19 protein-coding genes are annotated in these 22709 nt (G+C 36.2%); 6 read left to right on the top strand and 13 right to left on the bottom strand.

All coding sequences use genetic code 11. From position 1 onward, the window contains the following. Window position 1: 1 nt before the first annotated feature. The 4 genes from SH601_RS02420 to SH601_RS02405 form a co-directional block, all read right to left on the bottom strand. On the bottom strand, window positions 2–382 hold the full coding sequence (locus SH601_RS02420; protein WP_319956627.1) for a GntR family transcriptional regulator: 381 nt from the start codon (window positions 380–382) through the stop codon (window positions 2–4). 157 nt (window positions 383–539) lie between these two features. Next, window positions 540–2951: an ABC transporter permease gene (locus SH601_RS02415; RefSeq protein WP_319956626.1), complete on the bottom strand. Its 2412-nt coding sequence runs from the start codon at window positions 2949–2951 to the stop codon at window positions 540–542. Further along, window positions 2944–3609, bottom strand: a complete 666-nt coding sequence (locus SH601_RS02410) for an ABC transporter ATP-binding protein (protein WP_319956625.1) — start codon at window positions 3607–3609, stop codon at window positions 2944–2946. The genes SH601_RS02415 and SH601_RS02410 overlap by 8 nt, the downstream gene beginning before the upstream one ends. Window positions 3610–3697: 88 nt before the next feature. Then, a complete protein-coding gene (locus SH601_RS02405; RefSeq protein ID WP_319956624.1) occupies window positions 3698–4156 on the bottom strand; it encodes a VanZ family protein in 459 nt (152 codons plus the stop codon). Window positions 4157–4392: 236 nt separating this feature from the next. Here SH601_RS02405 and SH601_RS02400 point away from each other — a divergent pair, with 236 nt between their 5' ends. After that, the gene (locus SH601_RS02400; protein ID WP_319956623.1) at window positions 4393–4998 is read left to right on the top strand and encodes an NAD(P)-binding protein; all 606 of its coding nucleotides are present in this window, start codon (window positions 4393–4395) and stop codon (window positions 4996–4998) included. A 40-nt stretch (window positions 4999–5038) separates the two neighbouring features. Here the strand turns inward: SH601_RS02400 and SH601_RS02395 are convergent, their stop codons facing one another. The 5 genes from SH601_RS02395 to nirB (SH601_RS02375) all read right to left on the bottom strand — a co-directional run bounded on the left by SH601_RS02395 (window position 5039) and on the right by nirB (SH601_RS02375) (window position 10446). Then, window positions 5039–6085 carry an anthranilate phosphoribosyltransferase gene (locus tag SH601_RS02395; RefSeq protein WP_319956622.1) on the bottom strand — a complete coding sequence of 349 codons (1047 nt, stop codon included), beginning with the start codon at window positions 6083–6085 and terminating at the stop codon, window positions 5039–5041. Beyond that, window positions 6057–6824, bottom strand: a complete 768-nt coding sequence (locus SH601_RS02390) for a sirohydrochlorin chelatase (protein ID WP_319956621.1) — start codon at window positions 6822–6824, stop codon at window positions 6057–6059. The genes SH601_RS02395 and SH601_RS02390 overlap by 29 nt, the downstream gene beginning before the upstream one ends. Window positions 6825–6836: 12 nt before the next feature. Continuing rightward, on the bottom strand, window positions 6837–7607 hold the full coding sequence (cobA, locus tag SH601_RS02385; RefSeq protein ID WP_319956620.1) for a uroporphyrinogen-III C-methyltransferase: 771 nt from the start codon (window positions 7605–7607) through the stop codon (window positions 6837–6839). Between the two features lie 95 nt (window positions 7608–7702). Next, a complete protein-coding gene (nirD, locus tag SH601_RS02380; RefSeq protein ID WP_319956619.1) occupies window positions 7703–8029 on the bottom strand; it encodes a nitrite reductase small subunit NirD in 327 nt (108 codons plus the stop codon). Between the two features lie 17 nt (window positions 8030–8046). After that, on the bottom strand, window positions 8047–10446 hold the full coding sequence (nirB, locus tag SH601_RS02375; protein ID WP_319956618.1) for a nitrite reductase large subunit NirB: 2400 nt from the start codon (window positions 10444–10446) through the stop codon (window positions 8047–8049). 228 nt (window positions 10447–10674) lie between these two features. Between nirB (SH601_RS02375) and nirB (SH601_RS02370) the strand changes: the two genes are divergently transcribed. Genes nirB (SH601_RS02370) through SH601_RS02360 form a run of 3 tightly spaced genes read left to right on the top strand, consistent with a single transcriptional unit; the run spans window position 10675 to window position 16664 of the window. After that, complete coding sequence (gene nirB / locus SH601_RS02370; protein ID WP_319956617.1) at window positions 10675–12996, top strand: nitrite reductase large subunit NirB; 2322 nt, start codon at window positions 10675–10677, stop codon at window positions 12994–12996. Between the two features lie 32 nt (window positions 12997–13028). Further along, window positions 13029–15164, top strand: coding sequence for an assimilatory nitrate reductase catalytic subunit NasC (nasC, locus tag SH601_RS02365; protein WP_319956616.1), 2136 nt, complete (start codon window positions 13029–13031; stop codon window positions 15162–15164). Between the two features lie 60 nt (window positions 15165–15224). Beyond that, window positions 15225–16664, top strand: a complete 1440-nt coding sequence (locus SH601_RS02360; protein WP_319956615.1) for a NarK family nitrate/nitrite MFS transporter — start codon at window positions 15225–15227, stop codon at window positions 16662–16664. 322 nt (window positions 16665–16986) lie between these two features. Here the strand turns inward: SH601_RS02360 and SH601_RS02355 are convergent, their stop codons facing one another. Next, window positions 16987–17220 carry a hypothetical protein gene (locus SH601_RS02355; RefSeq protein WP_319956614.1) on the bottom strand — a complete coding sequence of 78 codons (234 nt, stop codon included), beginning with the start codon at window positions 17218–17220 and terminating at the stop codon, window positions 16987–16989. A 158-nt stretch (window positions 17221–17378) separates the two neighbouring features. Here SH601_RS02355 and SH601_RS02350 point away from each other — a divergent pair, with 158 nt between their 5' ends. Further along, entirely contained in the window at window positions 17379–17666 is a 288-nt protein-coding gene (locus SH601_RS02350) for a hypothetical protein (protein ID WP_319956613.1), read from the top strand. Here SH601_RS02350 and SH601_RS02345 read toward each other — a convergent pair whose 3' ends face one another. From SH601_RS02345 to SH601_RS02335, 3 genes are all read right to left on the bottom strand, one after another. After that, window positions 17667–18599, bottom strand: a complete 933-nt coding sequence (locus tag SH601_RS02345; protein WP_319956612.1) for an aldo/keto reductase — start codon at window positions 18597–18599, stop codon at window positions 17667–17669. A 16-nt stretch (window positions 18600–18615) separates the two neighbouring features. After that, complete coding sequence (locus SH601_RS02340) at window positions 18616–19584, bottom strand: 2-hydroxyacid dehydrogenase (protein ID WP_319956611.1); 969 nt, start codon at window positions 19582–19584, stop codon at window positions 18616–18618. 341 nt (window positions 19585–19925) lie between these two features. Further along, entirely contained in the window at window positions 19926–20837 is a 912-nt protein-coding gene (locus SH601_RS02335) for a DMT family transporter (RefSeq protein ID WP_319956610.1), read from the bottom strand. 137 nt (window positions 20838–20974) lie between these two features. Between SH601_RS02335 and pdxR the strand changes: the two genes are divergently transcribed. Then, window positions 20975–22390 carry a MocR-like pyridoxine biosynthesis transcription factor PdxR gene (gene pdxR, locus SH601_RS02330; RefSeq protein ID WP_319956609.1) on the top strand — a complete coding sequence of 472 codons (1416 nt, stop codon included), beginning with the start codon at window positions 20975–20977 and terminating at the stop codon, window positions 22388–22390. Window positions 22391–22709 lie beyond the last annotated feature (319 nt).

Here is a 22709-nt window from a genome sequence, read left to right as displayed (position 1 = left end):
TTCATCCCTCCCCTACACTAGATTTTTCCACGTCCTGGATTAATTGTATAAGTTCTTCTGATGTTACTCCTAAAAAAAGCGCTTCAGCTACCTGCTTTTTCAGTTGTTCTTTTACTTTCTTTATTTCCGCTGCATTATCGGTCATTAAACTATTACTCACGAAGCTTCCCTTTCCTTTTACTGAATATATATACCCTTGCGCCTCTAACTCTCGATAGGCTTTTTGAATCGTATTAGGATTAATCGAAAGCTGGCTTGCTAATGTTCGTACTGATGGTAATTTTTCATCTTTTTCTAAAACATTATTGATGATTAATTGCTTCAACCGTTCGACTAACTGCTCATAAATTGGCTTTCGACTTCGCAAATCTAATTCGAACATAACACACTCCCTTTCCAGTGTATTAACTGTATTAACATAATTAGTACAGTTATATTATATTACTTATTTTAGAAAAAGCAAGGTCTATTTGTAGAAAATGTATATAAAAAGCGCTAAAGCAAATTTCACTGCTCTAGCGCTTTTCACTCATTTTTTTTCAATCGTCTTCTCTAAGTAAAGAAAAGATTGATTGTTTTTTGACAAGCTGCTGTAACACTAATTTACCTAGATAGATCATAACGATAGTCGCTACACTCACCAAAAGAAAACGAATCAAATAAAAGTTATACGAATACATCGTATGAACATAGATCATCCAAAAGTTAAATAGAATGAAGCTTATGAATATAGAAACACAAGCTGCTATCATTATTTCTCCATACAGAATATTGATTACTTGTTTTTTCCTCATCCCAAGCGATAACAACATCCCCCATCTTTTCCTTTGCAATTGGTATTCACTAAATAACATTACTATAATTGTCCACATCGTTAAAAATACTGAGATAAGGAACACAAATTTGCCTAAGTACCCGAGAAAATGTGCTATTTTTCCATCCTCCATCATATATTCATCTAAATCGTGATAAATACTTCCCGGATAAAGAGCGGTCAAATCATATACATACGATGCAATTGCTTGATTATTTGCATCACTAATATCTGGATCGGTATAAATAGAAACACTACTATAGCCAGAAAACATCCCACTCTTTAACGCTGTTTCTTTATCTAACACAATGGTTATTTCTGAATGTAAAATCTCTGTTTTACCTTTGATTTCTGCTTTAAATGGTTGATTAACGACTTGAAATATATTAAACTCCCATTCCGTTGTTTCATTGGTTCGTTTACGGACAAACTTCATTGATTCATTTGTTAATAAATGATGATCTGCATGTTCATCAATCTGAGGAATAAACAATGCTACCTTTCCAGCAAAGTCGCTATACTTTTGTTCATCACCAAAAATATCATAAAATTGTTGTTCATCAATAACTTCATATGCAACATATGGGATAATTGTATTGCCTTTATACATCCCATATTGTTCATCTTCTTGATATTCATTAGCCCATCTCTGTAAATCGGGTGTTATGGCATTTGGGGAAAGTAAAGGAATCACATCAACCATAAATGGGCCTTTTTCAACAAAGTTAACTCCGCTCATTCCCTCCAAATAATCAATATTATCTACTGGAAAAACAGGAACGTTATTATTTAAGACTGGTAACCCTTCTTCTAAGTTATAAGAATATAACGAAGTAGAATTAATATAATAACCACCTTCTTCTTCCCAAATACCAGCAGATTCCTTTTCACCCCAAATGGCAACTATTACGATTAATTGAACAAACACTAACATACAAATTGTAAACGATCGTTTTTTTACAATTTGTAACAGACGATCGGTAAAGGAGTTATTCACTAAATTAACTCTCAACATGTTAGTGTTAATGGATTCTTGCTCCTTTATCATTTCCCATATTGAAAATTGTTTGACCTTCTCCACATTTTTATATGCTACAAATAATACCATTGCGAGCAAAACAATTACCCAACACAAGACAAATGTTAAATAGACAGGTTTAAAAATACTTTGATGAAAAGTATTTCCAATAATCATATGATGAAATAAGATATGTAAAGGTACTGCAAATACAACTCCCGCTAAAAATATACATACAGTTTGGTATATATTCATTGCATGAAGATTGATATTTTTTGCACCTACAGATTTTAATATTGCCAGTTTCTTTAAGTGCTTTACATTAAAACTCCTAAAAACGAGAATGATAGGAAACAATGACGATATTAACAATAATAGTTGAAATACAAAAGCAGTATTTGTCACATAGGTATAATCTCTTAATCCTTTGAGAAGCAAATTTTCATTAATGGAACTTTTATTATGATAGTGTGCATTTATATCATACACTTTTTGCTCGATATCTTGATGATTTCCTTCTATTGAATAGATAAAGTTACTAGGATGTTCCGTTACATTATCTTTTTTGGCAATAAATATATTAGGGAAATCATCTACACCAATTTCCACATCGTCAGGAGGAGTCCATTTAGCTGAATAATTATGAACAATACCTACTAATTTAACTTCTTTAAGCCCATTAGCAAATGAAAGAACTCTCTTTTCTCCGACATGCCATGTATCATCAATAAAATCAAGGTAGACTGATTCGATAGCTAGTTCATTTTGATTTTTTGGAAATTCCCCCTCATCTAGCTTAAGATGACCTATATCAATAAATTCTTCATCGACCCAGCCAACTGTGGCTACATGCGGTTCTATTTCCAGTTGGTCGGTAATTTGATATTGACCAACTCCATCTACCTTTCTCTTTAGCGATTCTTTCGATTCATTAACAGCGATTAAAATGCCTGCATGTTCACCATAATTGCGATAAGCTTTGTCTTTTAAACTCTCTTTAATTGCTTCAGAAGCAGTTAAAATAGAAGTTATCGAAGCAATAATAAATGCTAACGATAATACAAGAATGGATAACCATTTTTTACGATGAAGCAACCATTTCACACTTAGTTTAAACATGGTTTTCACCTGTAATAACGCCATTTTCCATCATATAAAGGTCTTGTGTCTCTTTTATTAAGCCTTTTTCATGAGTCACAATCACAAATGCTATACCATGTTTTTTATTTAGTTGTGTAAATAGTTCCACAACTTGTTTCGTTGTTTTACTATCTAAGTTCCCTGTTGGTTCATCGGCAAAAATTATTTTCGGAGCAGTAATTAATGCTCTAGCTATTGCTACTCTTTGCTGTTCACCACCAGATAAACGCCCCGGCAAATATTCTAATTTCGAATCAATTCCTAACTCTTTTGCTACATTATCTGCTGTCCATATAGTATCTTCCTTAGAGAAATTCAATGGTAACTCTATATTCTCTCTAACTGTTAATTCAGGAATCAATTGAAAAGACTGAAAAACAAAACCAAAAGCACTTCCTCTAATATCTGATTGTTCTTCATCAGATAATTGATAAAAAGACTTTCCTTGATAATAAAGCCTTCCTTTTGTAGGTTTTTCTAATCCAGCTAACATACCAAGAAATGTTGACTTTCCTGAACCACTCTTCCCTTCAATAACAGTAATTGACCCTTCATTTACTTGAAAATCACTAGGTTTCACAATTACTCTATTATTATATTTTTTACTAATCTGTTGTGCATCTACTAAACATTTCAATTAGTATTTCTCCTTATAATTTGCTGTCATCCATTTATTATGAGTATTTATTCAAACCGTTATGTATTAATCTAGTGATTGTATATCGTTAATCTGCACTTCCTGCTCTAATTTTTTTAAACAAGAGCCATCCCCCATAACCAGTTATCCCTCCTAATGTATTTACCATTAAATCATTCACGTTAAATGTACGATAACCGAAGCCTGTGATATTTAATAACAACTGCGAAGTTTCAATGCAAAGCGTCGTACAAAACACCAGCATCAATGCTTTTCGTTTACTCTTCACATGAAAAAGCAACCCTAAATAGAAACCTTGTGGTAACAGTAATAAATAATTATAAAAAGTTAATTTAATCGAATTAAGTAAGAACCAACTTCCACTAGCAGCCTCTATATACCAATCATATACAAAATGGAACGGGATTAACTGGTATTTAATCCAGGTAACTTTTGGTGGGATGCTAATCCCATCTAATGACAAATGCATAACTCCAATTACATAAATGATAAAGCTATATTTGATCAGACTTTTTATAGTCAACATAGGATTTTTTTGAAAATATCCCTCACGAAACAGCTAATTAAAAGAATCACCCCTATAATTAAAAAAAGCGGAAAATCTAACATATTTACTTTCTCCTTCCCATCGAACCATCTGTACTACTATGTATAATACAGTTATTATACATTTTTATGCAATTTTTTCAAGTTATTCTATTGCTTGAACTACAAGCTACTTGTAGACTGATAGAAATAGAAGGATTATAGAGGTGTTCAGTTATGACAAACTTTTTACCATTCTTTATTGATTTAAAGGATAAAAAAATAGTGATTATAGGTGGAGGGAACATCGCCGAGAGACGTATCAAAAGACTTTTACCTTTTCGTGAGCATATATCGATTGTTAGCCCAACACTGACAGAATCACTTGAGCAAATGATTCAATCCCATCATATTTCCTGGGTCAAAGAAACCTGTCAAAAACAACATTTACAACATGCAGATTTCATCGTCATTGCGACAAATGACCCTACAACAAATAGATATATAACAGAAAATGCGCCAGCATCAGCATGGGTAAATGCGAGTCACCAGGCAGATGCAGGGAATATTCATTTCCCTACTACTATCGAAAAGGGTAGATTGAAAATAGCAATTTCTACTGGAGGAGCTAGCCCTATTTTGGCAAAAAAAATAAAAGATTCGATTGAACAAGCAATACCTGACCAATATGATAAATACATAGATTTTTTATTTGAGGCGCGTCAACTGATCAAACAATCGAAACTAACTAACATAGAACGGAAACAGCTATTACAAGAACTTGTGGAGTCTCCGATTTATGCTCACACCGAACAACAAAAGTGGCTTGAACAACTTAAGTAAAAACTAGTGCTCGTAACAAAAAAGGCAAATGTGAAGTATTTTACCCTTCACATTTGCCCTCCTGCATGCTATGTAATTTGTTTAAAGCACGTTCAGATCTTATTTGCTCTTTTGCAAGTTCAATTCCTTCTTCAATGGAGTCTGTTATCTTGAATAAATAATAACGCAAGCCTGCATTTAATAATGTTTGATTATAATAGTACGGACATGCTTCTTTTCCTTCTCCAGTAAAAATCGATTCAATGATTGTTGCTTGTTGTTTAGCCGACAATTTCACTGATTTATCAAACTCTTTATAGGATAATCCATACTCAGCTGGTTTGACGATAAATGATTCTAATCCTTCTGGTGTCCAATCAAATACAAAACTATTTCGGTGTACTGGAACATCTTCCGAACCTTCTAATCCTTGGACAATATAGACATGCTCGTAATCAAGCTTTTGAAAAACACCCTCTAATTTATTAATCGCTGTACGATGAAATGCGCCTAACATCACATTTTTCGCTTTCGCTATATTTACTAGCTTTTCCACTGTATTAAATAATGTACGAACTCCGATCTCTTTTCGAATTTCACGCAACCCGCCAAGCTTAGGACTATATTTTTCTGTATCGACAAAAGCAAAATGATTAGTTAGCAATTTACCTTCTGTATCTGCTACATCTTTACCAGCGTTAATACCTAACTCAACGAAGATTTCTTTTAAAGATGTTCCATACTTCGGTGGTAAGGTATCACTCGCAGAAAGAAAGGCTGGCACCTCATGTTCAGCTAGTAAAAGTGAAACAGGAATTGTTGCAGCAAAAGAATTTCGTCCATTATATGGTCCAGCAAAATCAATTGTTTTCGCCTGTACTTCTTCTGCTACACTTAATCTATCACTATGTCGTTGCAATGTATGAATAAAGGCTAATAATTCTTCTGGTGTTTCTGTTTTGATTCGTTCCGCAACTAAATATGCTGCGATTTGTGCCGTTGTTGCTTCACCAGTCAAGATGCTTTCCGCAACTTGGGTTGTTTGTTCATAATCTAAATCTTTTGCACCTTTTTTCCCTCTAGCTACTTCCTTCAACCATTGTTGCATGCTGACTCGCTCCCTCTCTAGCTTCTTTCACTCTATCTGCCAATATATCGACAACATGGTGATGATGTCCTAAATAATCAGCCAACAAAACCTGCTGTCCTGTCTGTAAAGCTAATGATTGAATAAATTCCTTAATCCCTTTATCCAATAAACCGGTGAAAAGTAAATACGGTAAAACAAGTAGAGACTTCCCTTGGGCTACCTTAGCTTGTAATAAAGGCTCAAACTTTGGTTCACTTGCGGCTAAAAAGCATTTTTCAATAGCATTTCCTGGGAAATGTCTTCGTAATAGCGTAGCAAGTTCTTCTGTATCATGAACAGCAGATAAGTCGCTACTACCTCGCCCAACTAATAATATCTCCATCTCTTCTATGTCATTTGTTGCCTGATTAACTCGTTCAACTAAAACACCTATCATACGTTCATCCACTTCGATTGCACGACCATATACAAATTCGACATCTGGGTAGTTGTTTTCTTCTTTTTTAATCATAGTTGGAATGTCTTTTTTCGCATGACCAGCAGTTAGTAATAAAATCGGCATTACATAAATCTTTGTAGCCCCTTTCTTGATTACTTGTTGAACTGTTGCATGTAAATCTGGCTCTTGTAACTCTAAAAAACACGTTTCCTGTATTGCTACTGGAACCTCTTTTTTGACTAGGTCGATTAATGCATATGATTCTTTTTTCGCTTCATCTAGTCTACTTCCGTGACAAATATAAATAACAGCTTCCATTGTTACTCACCCCTAAAAAGCAATAGTCTGTTGTTCTTGTAATCTCTCTTTTAGAAATTGTAGCTTTTCGCCAACTTTTACTACCTCACCAACAATAATCACCGCAGGATTTTTCACTTGATGCTGTTCAACCATTGGCAAAATCGATCGCAATGTACCTGTGACAACTTTTTGGTTAATGGTTGTTCCCTCTTGAATAATCGCAATTGGTGTATCAGCAGATTTACCACAGCTGATTAATTGTTCGGTTATAAAAGGTAGATGGCGCATTCCCATATAGATAGCCAATGTATCTACTGATTTCGCTAAGTAATGCCATTCGATATCGGTTGGTTCACCGTTTTTGCAATGTCCTGTCACAACGGCAAATGACCGACCTAGTTCACGATGTGTAATCGGAATGTCTGCATTAGCAGGTGCCGCAATACCTGAAGTAATTCCTGGTACAACTTCATATTCTAAACCGTTCTCCAGTAATGCTTCGGTTTCTTCTGCACCTCGACCAAACACGAATGGGTCTCCTCCCTTTAAGCGTACTACAATTTGTTTTCTTTTTCCATATTTAATAAGCATATGATTAATCGTTGCTTGATCCATCATATGCATCTTCGGTAACTTTCCACAATAAATGAGCTCTGCCCCTCGTTTTGCTTCCTTTAGTAATTGCTTATTTACAAGGCGATCATATAAAATAACGTCTGCTTGCCTGATTAATTTCAATCCTTTCACCGTAATTAAATCCGGATCACCAGGACCCGCCCCAATCAAATAAACCTTCCCCATTCGATTCCCCTCCAATTATATGATTCTATTGATTTTATGAAGTGAAAAAGTTACAACAAAAGCCATGTATATGTACATGGCTCCTGCTAACTTCGTTATCTTTCTGGAATTTCTACATATACTTGATTGTCTTCAATACTAGTTTTATAAGTTTTGACACAGCCTTCATCAGGTGCTTGCACAAGACCATCTGTTAAGTTGATTTTCCAATCATGTAGTGGGCAAAAAACATGTTCACCACTTACCATTCCTTCTGAAAGCTTTCCACCTCTATGGGGACATTTGTTTTCAATCACTTTAACATTCCCATTCGATAACCGGAACACAGCAAGCTCTTTATCGTCTACTTCCACCGCTTTCCCCAAACTTTCCGGTAAATCTTGATAATTGCCGATTAATACTTTACGCACTGTCTGTTCCATTTCAATGCCCCCATCCATTATTTTGCTGTTACTTTTTCATATAAGTCTTTTAACGTCGTTCCGCTTTCAAGCACTTCGTTCCAAGGTTCTTTGTACACACCAAGTGCTTCATCCATACGCTCATTTAACTCTTTGCGCAATTGTTCATCATTCACAACCTCTTTAATATGCTCAATACCGACACGTTCTACATAATGTGATGTTCTTTCTAAATAAGCGGCATTCTCACGATAATATTGTAAAAAGGCTGCCGTATACTCTAATACTTCTTCTTTTGTTTTTACTTTCACTAATAAATCTGCTTTACGTAATTCTGTACCACCATTACCACCAACATATACTTCCCAAATACCATCTAACCCAACAACCCCAACATCTTTAATTCCACCTTCCGCACAATTACGTGGACAAGCAGATACACCCATCTTCACTTTATGTGGTGTGTTTAAGCCTTCAAATTTTTTCTCTAATTGAATTCCCATCCCTGTAGAATCCTGTGTACCAAATCGACAAAACTCTGCACCGACACATGTTTTAACGGTACGTACTGATTTTCCGTATGCATATCCTGAAGGCATACCCAACTCCTTCCAGACATTCGGTAAATCTTCTTTCTTCACACCTAACAAGTCAATTCGTTGACCACCAGTTAGCTTAATCATCCCTACTTCATATTTATCTGCTACATCCGCAATCGTACGTAAGTCTTCTGCATTTGTTACACCACCATACATTCTTGGTACAACGGAATACGTACCATCTTTTTGTACATTAGCATGTAATCGTTCATTGACAAGACGAGATTCACGTTCGTCTTCATGTTCTTGCGGATTAACCATTCCTAAGTAATAATTAATTGCTGGTCGACACTTCGGACAACCTTCCTCTGTTTTCCACTCTAAAACATTCATGACTTCTTTACTTGTTGTCAATCCTTTTTCTTTCATTTCTGCGACTACTTCATCTCGACTAAAATCTGTACAATTACAAATGGTTTCTTTTGTATTTACTTCATATTCATCCCCTAATGTTTCGGATAATAAATCCGTTACTAGGTTTCTACATGTTCCGCATGAGCGAGAAGCATTCGTCGCTCCTTTTACCTCTTCTAAAGTACTTAATCCATCCGTTTTAATTGCATGGACAATCTCACCTTTGGAAATACCATTACATCCACAAATAATCTCATCATCTGTCATCGATGCAACAATACTTTCATCGTCTAAAGCTGCTTGTTGACTTTCTAAATAATCCTCAACACTTGCTCCTTTTGTAATTAGGCTTTTGAGCTTTGTTCCTTCTTTTGTATTTCCAAATAATACAGCACCAGCTAATTTGTCATCTTGCACAATAATCTTTTTATACGTATTTTGCCATTCATCAAATAATTTGATCGCTTTTGTTTCTGCTGTTTCGTTAATTAACCCAGATGAGAATACATCTACACCGGAAACTTTCAATTGAGTAGATAATACAGAACCTTTATACCCTTGATGGTTCATACCACAAATATGCTTCGCTAATGCTTGCGCTTGTTCATATAATGGTGCTACCAATCCATAAACCATGCCATTGTGTTCTGCACATTCTCCCACTGCATATATGTTAGGGATATTTGTTTCCATATGATCGTTAACGACAATCCCACGATTTACTTCCACTCCCGTTGCTTGTGCTAAAGCAACATTTGGTCTAATCCCTACTGCCATTACAACTAAATCAGCAGGAATAGAACCTCCATCTTTGAATTTCAGGCCTGTAACACGTTTTTCACCAGTAATTTCTGTCGTATGTCTTTCTAAATAAAAATTCATCCCTTGGGCTTCCAATTCTTTTTGTAATAATTCACCTGCTGGACGATCCAACTGACGTTCCATTAAATAGTCGGAAATATGAATAACATCTACTTCCATCCCTAAATTTAATAAACCTCTAGCAGCCTCTAAACCTAGTAATCCACCGCCAATTACAGCTGCTCGCTTGTAATTTTTTGATGCATCGATCATTTTCTCACAGTCTTCAATATCACGGAATGCAGTAACTCCTTCTTTATCAGCACCTGGAAGAGGTAACATAAAAGGATTGGATCCTGTCGCAATGATTAAATGGTCGTAAGGCGTTTCTTTTCCCTTATCGGTATATACAACTTGATTCTCTTTATCAATCTTCGTTACAGTCTCACCTGGATAAAGTAGAATGTCATTGTCTTCATACCATTGCCACTCATTCAACGTAATATCCTTTATCTCTGTATCACCTTGCAACACTTTCGATAATTGAATCCGATTATAATTTGGGTATGGCTCCTTCCCAAATACAGTAATATCAAATTGATCAGGTAACAATTTCAAAATTTCCTCAATCGCTCTAATACCTGCCATACCGTTTCCTATGAGAACAAGCTTTTTCTTCTGCATTTTGAATCCCCCAATTTTATGTTTGGAAATTAATGATGTATTCAGCTTACATGTTTGTCAAACTAGTTTCTATTCTGTTGTTAACTTTTCTCACATCATTTTTATGAATATTCAGATTCTTTCGAAAAATATATCGTGATATTTTCTAACAGACAAAAGGAAATCCATTTTTACTCATGCTATTCTGCAATGGACACAGCCAATGAATGATATTTAGGGGGACTAGTAATGAAGAAACAGCATCTCGTTATGATCGGCAACGGCATGGCTGGCTTAAGAACAATCGAGTTTCTATTAAAAGAAAACAGTGATTTATATGATATAACCATTTTTGGTTCAGAGCCGTACACCAATTATAGTCGAATTATGTTATCTTCCGTTTTACAAGGAGAAGCAACATTCGCTGACATTATGTTAAATGATTGGCATTGGTATGAAGAAAACAACATTACCCTATATCCGAATGAAACAGTTGTACAGATAGATAGTAGCCAACAAGTCATCACCACTGATAAGGAGCGGCAAACATCCTATGACAAGCTGATTATCGCAACAGGCTCTAACCCGTTTATATTACCACTCCCTGGTAATGATAAAGATGGAGTGATGGCATTTAGAACGATAGATGATTGTAAAGCTATGTTTAACGCGGCCAAAAAACATAGCACAGCAACCGTAATCGGTGGCGGATTACTTGGACTTGAAGCCGCTAGAGGCTTGTTGCAATTAAATATGAATGTTCATGTTGTTCATCTCGCTGACAAACTATTAAACAATCAATTAGATACTACCGCTGCAAAATTATTGCAACAGACACTCGAGCAACAAGGAATGACGTTTCATCTAAAAAAAGAGTCAGCAGAAATTTTAGGAGATGCTTCTGTAAAAGGCTTGCGCTTTAAAGATGGTTCCATAATTGATACAGATCTTGTCATTATGGCAGTTGGAATTAGACCTAATGTTAAGTTAGCTCAGTCAGCTGGCCTGCAAATTAACAGAGGAATTCTGGTAAACGACTACCTCGAAACAAATATCGCTAATATATATGCAGTCGGCGAATGTGTGGAACACCGAGGAACAGTGTATGGACTTGTTAAGCCACTATACGAGCAAGCAGAAGTGTTAGCGAAGAAACTGACCAACAACACAGCTAGCTATAATGGTTCAACATTATATACACAATTAAAAATATCTGGTGTTCAGCTTTTCTCCGTTGGAAAAATGAATGAAACGTCCGACACAAAATCGATTTACACTTACGATGAAATCGGTAAAACATACAAAAAAGTATTATTTGAAGAAGATAAAGCTGTTGGCGCGGTATTATACGGTGATACTTCATTAAGCGGAAAGCTATTAGATATTATCCAAAAGCAAAAATTTATCCCAGACCAAAAGAAATCAACCTTACTTCAACCTGTAAAAATAGAAGAATCATACGCGGCAAAGTTACCTAAGAGCGAGCATATTTGTACATGTAATAGTGTATCGAAAGGAGCTATTATTGAGCGCGTCCTAACGAATAACTTACGCTCTGTTAATGAGATAAAACAAGATACGAAAGCTTCCAGTTCTTGTGGTGGTTGCAAGCCAGTTGTGCAAGAGCTATTAACTTATATGCAAAGCGATTATTTCCATGAAACGGTTAAAGACCATCGTTTTTGTACTTGTACGGTGATGACCGAAGATGAAGTAGTAGATGCTATCCAAAAGCAACAATTAACATCATTTGACCTGATTTTTGATCACTTAAATTGGCAGACTACTTCAGGATGTGCCACTTGTCAGCCCGCTCTCCATTATTATTTAGAAATGTTTTATCCTGAACGTCATAGAAACACAGATTTTCTATACGTAGACCCTAAGACAAATGGTTACAAAGAAGAGGATGGGACTTACACCATTGTTCCGCAACTATATAGCGGAAAAGTACCCATAGACCAATTGAAACGGATTAGTGATGGGTTAATAGATTATGATATTGCAGCGATAACCTTGTCTACTGATCAACGGATTAAAATTACTGGTATTAAAAAACAAGATGTACGTTCTCTCTGTAATGCACTCAATATGACATTGCATAGCTTCCAGCCTCATTCACTTAGAAGTATACAAATACCAGAATCTACTCTTAGAAGAGACCAAGAAAAACTTCTTAGCTTAGTAGAAAAAATTGAATCACGGACAGAATTCATTAACTTTCCAGCCACAATGATAATCAAAGCCTTCTGTAGTAAGCAAGATTTATCTGAGCACTTATTTGATTTAGCTCTTTTACAAACAAACGGTGGTTGGGAGCTGGTTTCAAATCGACGAATTCTATGTAAGACGGATAAAGAAGAAGATATCGTACAGCTCGTTCTTGCTTTTCTACAATACTATCGTCGTACAGCAAACTTTACAGAAAAGATCACACAGTGGATGGAACGAAGCGGAATAGTCCATATTCGCGAAGTATTATTTGATGATGAGCTACAGCAAATGTTGAGAGAAGATTTATATCAAGATCAACAGAAACGAAAACATTCATTCGCTCATCAACCACAATAAGCGTTACGCCTACAAAGGAAAGGAAGGAAATTATGACTGAATTAATGCTCAAATATTTTCGCGATAAACAACAAAAAGTCGAATCAGAAAATATATATGACACACAATGCCCGTATTGTAGTATGCAATGTAAAATGCAGCTAATCGAGCAACGTATCGTCTCCAGAAAGAAACAAAAAACAATCGGTAAAGATAACCCTACTTCTCAAGGAAGATTATGTGTGAAAGGAATGAATGCCCACCAGCACGCGTTACACCAAGATCGATTAAAGCAACCAATGCGTCGAATTGGCGATGAATTTGAACCAATTAGCTGGGAAGAAGCTTATCAATTGATCACCGAACAATTTGTCAACATTCAAAGAGAAGATGGAAAGGACGCGTTATCTGTTTATGGGAGTGCCTCCATTACAAATGAAGAGGCTTATTTATTAGGAAAATTTGCTCGCGTAGCACTTGAAACAAAGCACATTGATTACAACGGCAGACTTTGTATGGCATCAGCCGCAACAGCTGCAAACTTAACATTTGGAATTGACCGTGGCTTTACCAACACACTGCAAGAAATACCTGATACACGGTGCATTATTTTAGCAGGTACTAATATCGCAGAATGTCAACCAACGATTATGCCTTATTTCGAAAAGGCGAAGGAAAATGGTGCTTACATTATTGCGATTGACCCACGCGAAACACGGACAACTGAATTAGCCGATCTGCATATCAAAAATATTCCTGGATCAGATATTGCTATCGCTAACGGTATTTTAAAAATTTTAATTGATCTTGATTTAATTGATCACGATTTTATTGCAGAACGTACAGAAGATTTTACTGAAGTAAAAAAATATATAGAGACAATTAATCTAGATGATGTGGTGAAAACGACTGGCGTATCACTAGATTCCTTATACCAAACTGCACTCGTTTTTAGTCGTGAGCCTTCAGGAATGATCTTTACTGCTCGCGGTATTGAACAACAAATTAATGGTACCGAAACCGTTCGTAGCTTTTTAAACCTTTTGCTTGCAACAGGAAAAATTGGCAAAGAAGCTTCTGGGTATGGAGCGATTACTGGTCAAGGGAACGGACAGGGAGCAAGAGAACATGGCCAAAAGGCAGACCAACTTCCAGGTTATCGCTCGATTGAAAATGTAGCTGATCGGCAATACATTGCAAACGTTTGGGGCATAGAGGAACAACAGCTCCCGGGCAAAGGGGTTTCTGCATATGAAATGTTCGAAAAAGTGATTGCCGGTGAAATCACAAGCATGTTTGTTGTTTGCTCTAATCCAATTGTTTCTAATCCAAATGCTAATTTAATCAAAAAAGCACTGAAGCAATTAAGATTCCTTGTCGTTTCCGATTTGTTTTTATCAGAAACCGCCAAACTAGCTGATCTCGTCTTACCTGCAACTTCTTATTTAGAAGATGAAGGAACGGTAACCAATGTCGAAGGACGGGTCATGTTAAGAGAAGCTAGCTATCCAATTCAAGGAGAAGCTAAACATGACTGGGAAATTCTTTGTGACATTGCCCATCAGCTTGGTAAAGGAGATTATTTTGACTTTTCCCATGCAGAAGAAATATTTGAAGAACTACGGATCGCAACCAAAGGTGGAAAAGCAGATTACTCTGGCATTACATATGAAAAGTTACGTCAAGAACAAGGCGTTCTTTGGCCCTGCCCTTCACCTGACAGTACCGGGACAGCTAGACTATTTGAAAAGAACTTTGCTCACAAAAACGGAAAAGCTCAAATGGCCGTTGTTCCTTATCAAAGTATTAAAAACAAACCAAGACTATCTAAGGAATATCCGCTCTATTTAACAACAGGTCGAGTGATGAGTCATTATTTAACTGGAGAACAAACAAGAAAGAGTCCATCACTTGCTGCTAGAGATATTGAAGCATTTTTAGAAATACATCCACACACTGCAGAAAAATATGGCATTGAAGCAGACTCTCTTGTCCGTGTTACTTCTGCTAAAGGATGGATTATCGTTCGATCAAGAATATCTAAAGCTATTCGGAAAGATACCGTATTCGTTCCATTCCATTGGACAGAAAAACAAAACGTCAATCAGTTAGTTTCAGATGAGTTGGATCCTTATTGCCGAATGCCTGGCTTCAAAATGAGTGTTGTTCGCCTTAGCCCAGCCAATTAATCGTCAGTCATTGACTTTATTCATATTAAGATTGCTATTTTCATTAGGAGGTTATTTTACATGAGTTCTGGTTATCAAGGAAATATTAGAACATTAGGATTTACTACCTTAGCATTTTTCATCACCTTTGTTGTTTGGTTTAATATGGCTCCTTTCATGACCACCTTAAAAAGTCAATTCGGTTTATCCAATGATGAAGTTGCCTTACTTGCTGTTGCTAACGTCACGTTAACTATTCCTGCTCGAGTACTAATCGGAATGCTTGTTGACAAACTTGGTCCACGAAAAGTGTATTCGACTTTATTAATTATCCTTAGTATTCCATGTTTCACTTTTGCATTATCGAGCTCCTTTACACAACTGATGATTTCACGGATTTTCTTAGCTCTTATCGGTGCTGGGTTTGTCATTGGTATTCGATTAGTATCGGAATGGTTTTCTGAGAAAAATGTTGGATTTGCCGAAGGGGTTTACGGCGGCTGGGGTAACTTCGGTTCTGCAGTAGCTTCTATGACACTCCCTGCCTTAGCCCTGCTTTTTGGTGGTGAGAACGGCTGGCGCTATGCCGTTGCAATCACAGGGCTTATCAGTTTAGTTTACGGATTTTTATTTTTACGTTTAGTCAAAGATACGCCTGATGGTGTTAGCTATAAAAAACCAAAGAAAAGTGGTGCGCTTGAGGTTACAAGCTACCGTGATTTAATTGGATTAATGCTAATGAGCCTTCCTGTATTCGGCATTCTCATTTTCCAAAGTTATCGTTTGTGGAATTTACATTTTATTAGTTCTTATGTGCTTGCCCTGATTGTTGTTACCTTGCTCGGTTTATTAGTTTATAACCTTCTAAAAATATGGAATGTTAATAAAGACCACTTGAAAAAAGGGGTTCCAGAACAAGATAAATATAAATTCAAGCAAGTAGCTATTTTGAATTTTGCTTACTTTTGTACGTTTGGTTCTGAATTAGCAGTTGTTTCGATGCTCCCACAGTTCTTCGAGGAAACATTTTCACTTGGCGTAGCACAAGCCGGACTTATCGCAGGTAGCTTTGCTTTTATGAATCTCATGTCACGCCCTAGTGGAGGTTGGTTTAGTGATAAATTCGGACGTAAAAAGACATTAATGATTTTCATTGCAGGACTTGCGGTAGGTTACATAGGGATGGCATTAATCGGTTCTGCATGGCCAGTTTGGGTCGCAGTGATCGTCACGATGTGTTGCTCTTTCTTTGTTCAAGCAGGTGAAGGTGCCGTATATGCGATGGTACCATTAATCAAGAAACCAGTAACTGGACAAATTTCCGGCATGGTTGGTGCATACGGAAATATTGGTTCCGTTATATTCCTTACTATCCTAACGATGGTAAACCCAAGCTTATTCTTTATTTTAATCGGGGCCTCAGCAGTGATTTGCTTCTGCTGTATGTTCTTCTTAGATGAACCGGAAGAAGCGGCAGTAAATGCAACTGCTACAGAAACAAGAAAAGCTGCTTCATTATAAAGTGAAACGGTAAGCTGGAAGTTAGCGCTCGTTATCCTCCACTAACGTTAAGCTTAAATAAACAGGCTGGGATATAATTAAATAGGAAGAATGAAAATCCGAACAATTCTATGCTAAGCGTAGGCAAATACGTAGACTCCTGCGGGAATAGCGCGAGCTGAAGATCCACTGTGTGAAGTGCTTTTCTTCACACAGTTAGCTGAAGCCGTGCCCGCGGAAAGCGAAGTGTTTTGCCGAAGCGATGTTTGAGCATGTTTCAATGTTCGGATTTTTCCTATCTAATTATTCTTTTGTCCCAGTCCCTTTTTCCGTGAATCTATCTTTAGTTCATTAGATTCAATCCTGGTTTAATAATTATTTGCCAACAAATAAATAAACTAATCATAATAGCGATAAAGACAATGACACTTTTCACTTCATATGGTAAACGATTAGGTATAAGCTTCAACACCAAACTAACAATTAACCCTGCTAACAACATAAAAATAACAGCATATAATAACATTCCTAAAAAATTGCTTACAGGCAAGGCCATTGCTTCTAAGATTATGTCCATATTAACACCCCATTAACTACGATAAAGTGAGACTTGCAAGAGAAGAACGCTTTTCTCTTCTCTTGTTAGCGAAACTTATCAGGAAGTTAGCGTCCGTTAATCCCCCACCTCGCTCCTTTGTTTTAACTCGAACCTTGAAGTGGGGGTTTTACGGACGTTTGCACCGTGATAAAGTGAGACTTGCAAGAGAAGAGCGCTTTTCTCTTGTTAGCGAAACGCATGATCAAACAAGTCTAAACTCAGCGTTTGTCGCACTGAGCTTTAGTGAAATGCATGCAGTTTTTGGCATTCCCGACAAAGCTGTTTCACTTTTATCGTTTTTATCCATACTACTATCATACAATATTTCATCTATTATGAAAGTGTTTTTTACAAATTTGTTGAGTGAAATAGCTAAAAAAATCAACCGAACCTCTACAAAGGAAATTCGATTGATTTTATCATAACTAGCGATAAAGCTGATCAATTTTGTTATACTCTTCTTCTGTTAGTGTTACATCTAATGTTTTCAGGTTATCAGACACTTGGCTTGGTCGTTTTGCTCCCGGAATGATCGCATCGATAACTGGATTCATTAAATACCACGCTAATACAACATGCGCTGTTTCATATCCTTTTGCTTTTGCAATTTCTGTTATTTGAGCAATTCTGTCTAACTCACGTTCAAAACGTTCCCCTTTAAAATGATCCATATCTTTACGGAGATCATCAAAGTGGTCTTCTTTTTTATACTTACCAGCTAATAAGCCCGCAGCAAGTGGGAAATATGGGACGAATGATATACCATTTTCCTTTAAGTATGGGAATAAGTCGTTTTCTGCTTGACGATTAAGCAAATTATACTCACCTTGTAATACATCTACATGACCATCTTTATTTGCTTCTTTTAATTGTTCCAACGAAAAGTTAGAAACACCAATAGAACGAATTTTCCCTTGCTCTTTTAATTCCGCTAATGCACCGACAGCTTCATCTTTTGGCGTTGTTTCATCTGGGAAATGAATATAAAACAAATCAATATGGTCTGTTTGCAATCGATTTAAACTTTCTTCTACTGTTTGTTGTAAAAATGCCGGTGAATTGTCCATCACTATCTCATTTCCGTTGGGACGATGTGCACCTTTTGTTGCGATTACTACTTCATTTCGCTTACCGGTTTCTTTAAGCACTTCACCGATTAATTCTTCCGAACGTCCAGGACCATAGATATAAGCAGTATCTAAAAAGTTCATCCCTTCGTTCATTGCGGTACGGATTAAGTCTTTTCCTGTCTCTTCATTTAAATTTGGATATAAGTTATGTCCACCTACAGCATTTGTTCCTAGACCAATTGGATTGATGTATAAATCTGTTTTACCTAGTTGAATATTTTTTGACATATAGAAACCTCCATTATTATTGTAACTCTTTAATGATAGCTTCAGGCTTTTCTCCGCTTAAACCTTGCAGCATATTTTTAGCTGCAAAGAATTTCATTTCTTCTCGTGTTTCACTTGTAGCCGATCCTATATGTGGTAAGGTAACAACATTATTCATTTGCAATAATGGATTATTCGTACCCACCGGCTCCTGCTCAAACACATCTAGACCCGCTCCAGCAATTTGCTTCTCTTCTAAAGCATGAATCATTGCCGCTTCGTCTACTATTTTACCTCTTGATGCATTAATAAAAAAACAAGTCTTTTTCATTTTGTCGAAGGCTTTTGCATCGATTAAATGAAATGTTTCTTTTGTTAATGGAGTCATCAATAAAATAAAATCAGATTGCTCCAGTAATGTAGCAAAATCTTGGTATATAACTCCTAACTCTTTTTCCACTTTTTCCTTTCGAGAACGATTGTAATAAGTTACATCCATTTCAAAGCCTAATTTTGCTCTTCTGGCTACTTTCTCACCGATTCTGCCCATTCCGATGATACCTAATTTCTTATGATGAACATTCCGACCAAATAACGTTTCATCAACAGCGTTATTCCATTTACCTTGTTTTACATATTGATCCAACTCGGTAATTCTTCTTGCACTACTAAGGATTAAACCAAAGATCAGATCTGCCACTGTTTCATCTAATACATATGGTGTATGTGTTGCTATTACCTTAAATCGATTTAATGCCTGTACATCGAAATTGTCATAACCAACTGAAATATTACTTACTACTTCTAGCTGCTCTGCTTTTTGCAGTAATTCATCGTCAACATGGTCTTTAGCTGTAATAAGTCCATGATAGTTACTAATTTCGGCTAATAGTTTCTCTCTTGATATTTGTTCTACGCTGTCCCATGTTGTTAATGCAACATGTTCCTGTAAATAACTTTTTACTGTTTCAGGAATTGGTTCTGTAACTAATACTTTTTTTCGCATATCCTCCCCCCCTTTATTTACCAGTTCAACATTATGTTATCATGAACTACTTGAATAATCTAAAAATGCGCTTACAGCGTAACATCTTATTACTAATACAACTTTTCCAGTTTTGAAAGATTATTTTACTAAACAGGAAATAAGTAAATGATGTGCATTTATATCTTTTACAACTGCTTCACAATACTTTTGTGCAATGATGAGCTTAGAACCTAAAAAGAACAATAGAATGATGTAATTAACAGGCGCAAATTTGAAATGAAAATTGCGCCCTTTACTAATTAACGATATATATTTTATTCTACTAAAAGGAAGGACCGATATTCCAATGAACGAGTTAATTAGGCTGTATTCCGAGTTCTTGCGTTTCCTGTAGTAGTATCTGCTTTCTTTATGTTTGATATTAATACACCAGACAAAGTAATTACTCCTCCGATTATTGCTAATAAATACGGAATCTCATTAAGCCATAGCCATGCAATAAGAAAAGCAAAAACAGGTGTTAGATAAAGAGAACTTGTTGCTTCTGATGCTCCTGTTCGTGTGGTAATATACGCAAGAGTAAAGTAAGGAATAACTGTTGGAAAAATTCCTAGATAAACAACCACAAGCGTTGTGTCAATCGGAGCATGCATAATTGCTTCCCCAAGCCCTGGCGAAAAAACCAACATAAAAATGGTACCTGACCAAATTGTATACATCGTGAAGGTAATAACCCCATATTTTCTGAGATAAGCATGCTGGAAAACAAAGTAAATGCTTTCTGCAAGGGATGCTACTAAAATCAACATAACTCCTATATTAAATGAAAAATTTGCAACCGATCCATTTAATGAGATAAATGCTACTCCGAAAAAACCAATTAACGAACCTATCCATCCCCTAAGTCCAAATTTCTCACGAAAAAATATACAAGCTAATAAAGCAGAGAAAATGGGTGTTGTGGAAACTAATAAACTAGCAACACCAGCATTAACTGTTTGTTCACCGTAATTCAGTGCAGTTTGATAGACAGAGAATCCTAAGAAACCTAATAATGCAATAATTGGTATATCTTTTAGTATTGGTAAACGAATTCTTCGAATAATGGCTACCATCATTAATGCTATTGATCCAATCAATAATCGTAAAAGTGATATGTGTTCAGGTGAATATGCAATCAATGCAGCTCTTATCCCAGGGAATGCTGATGCCCATAAACCAATAGTTATCAAGTGAGCAAAAATAATTTTCAAATCTAAAGACCTTATCATAAGTACACCTCAATATTTTTTAAACAACCAGTTAAATGTGATGCTACCTATCTTAATATGGCTATGGTAAAATGTCTGCAACAAGTTAAGTAGAAAAAAACCAACCAGTTAATAGATTTCTAAAAAAGGAGCACGAAATGAAAAAGCCAAAATATCAAATGATCGTAGATTTTATCAAAGAAAAAATCTCTACAGGTGAATGGGTAATTGGAAGTAAAATACCGAGTCAGCGTAAATTAGCGACAATGTTTGAGGTAAATCGGAGCACAGTCATAACGGCATTAGAAGAATTAATGGCAGATGGATTAATTGAAGGAATAGCGGGAAAAGGAACGATTGTCACCAACAACACTTGGACATTGATGGGAAATCGAAATCCAACCAATTGGAATAAAAATATTGCTTTAGGCATTCATAACCCAAGTGTGTCAACAGTACAAGAGATTAATGAAGCCGAGACTAATAATAGCCTTATTCAATTAAGTAAAGGGGAATTATCACCAGACATATTTCCAACCGAAGAAATGAAATGTGTGATGCAAAAGGTCTCCAATCAACTTGAACCTTTTGGTTATGAAGCACCAAAAGGAAATATAAAACTCCGCCAAGCAATTAGCGATTATTTAAAGTTAAGAGGAATTAATGTTTCACCAGCATCTATCTTAATCGTTTCCGGCGCACTTCAGGCTCTACACCTTATTTCCATTGGCCTTTTAGAGAGAAGATCCACTGTGTTCCTGGAAATGCCATCATACCTATACTCTTTAACTATTTTTCAATCAGCAGGTATGGAGCTGTATGGGTTACCTATGGACAGTAAAGGTGTTATGATTGACTCGATTTATCAAACGAGACAAAAGGGGAAAAATATATTATATACTATCCCAACCTTTCATAATCCGACTGGGACTTTAATGCAAGAGAAAAGACGTGAGGAACTAATTAGATACTGCGAAAGGGAACAACTCCCTGTCATTGAAGATGATGTATACCGTGATTTATGGATTGACACCCCACCCCCTGAGCCACTTAAAGCAAGGGATCATCATGGTAATGTGCTATATCTTGGAAGTTTATCAAAAACACTAAGCCCTGGATTACGCATTGGCTGGATAGTTGGATCAGAATCAGTCATTAATCGGTTAGCTGATTTAAAAATGCAGTTGGATTATGGTTCCAGTACATTTTCACAACTTATTGCAGCAGAATGGCTAACTAGTGGTTTATATGACCGTCACCTTGAATATGTCAGAGAGCAGCTTATGATTCGTAGAAAAATAGCTTTAGAAACATTGGACAACTTTTTAAGCCTTTATGCTACATGGGAAGTCCCACAAGGAGGATTTTTTATTTGGGTTAGGATAAAGTCAACTTTTAAGGTGAAAAAACTGTTTGAAAAAGCACTATCTAGACGTATCCTCATCAATCCTGGGAGTATTTATTCAGAAAAATCAGGTCAGTATATCCGATTATCCTATGGATATGCTTCTCTAGAGGAAATTAAAAAGGGAATCATTCAATTAAGTGAAATCATCGAAAACAATCGTAAATGATAATTACATATGTCTCCCCCACCCTTCCACTTTGCTTTAATGGAAGCTCTAAGGAAGAATAAACCGTAATTTAAACCAACATTAATACAATTATAAAGAAAAGAGTGGGACATTATTTAAATATGTAAGCAACCCCTAATAGTAACGCAAATACTAAGCATAGTTAAAATAAGGTAAACTTGTTTGGCTGCATCATGACAGAGTGGTCGAATTTCCTTTCTTTTGTCCCAACCTCTTATCTTTTCATTTAATTGAACTAGTAAAGCTCTCTCCCACCTGTTTAAAAATGTGTCTTACGCTAGGGATTTCTCTTTCCTCG

The sequence above is a fragment of the Gracilibacillus pellucidus genome (assembly GCF_033949965.1).
GTDB lineage: Bacteria > Bacillota > Bacilli > Bacillales > Amphibacillaceae > Gracilibacillus > Gracilibacillus pellucidus.
Note: the sequence above shows the minus strand (reverse complement) of the source record. Positions and strands in the feature narration are given on the sequence as shown.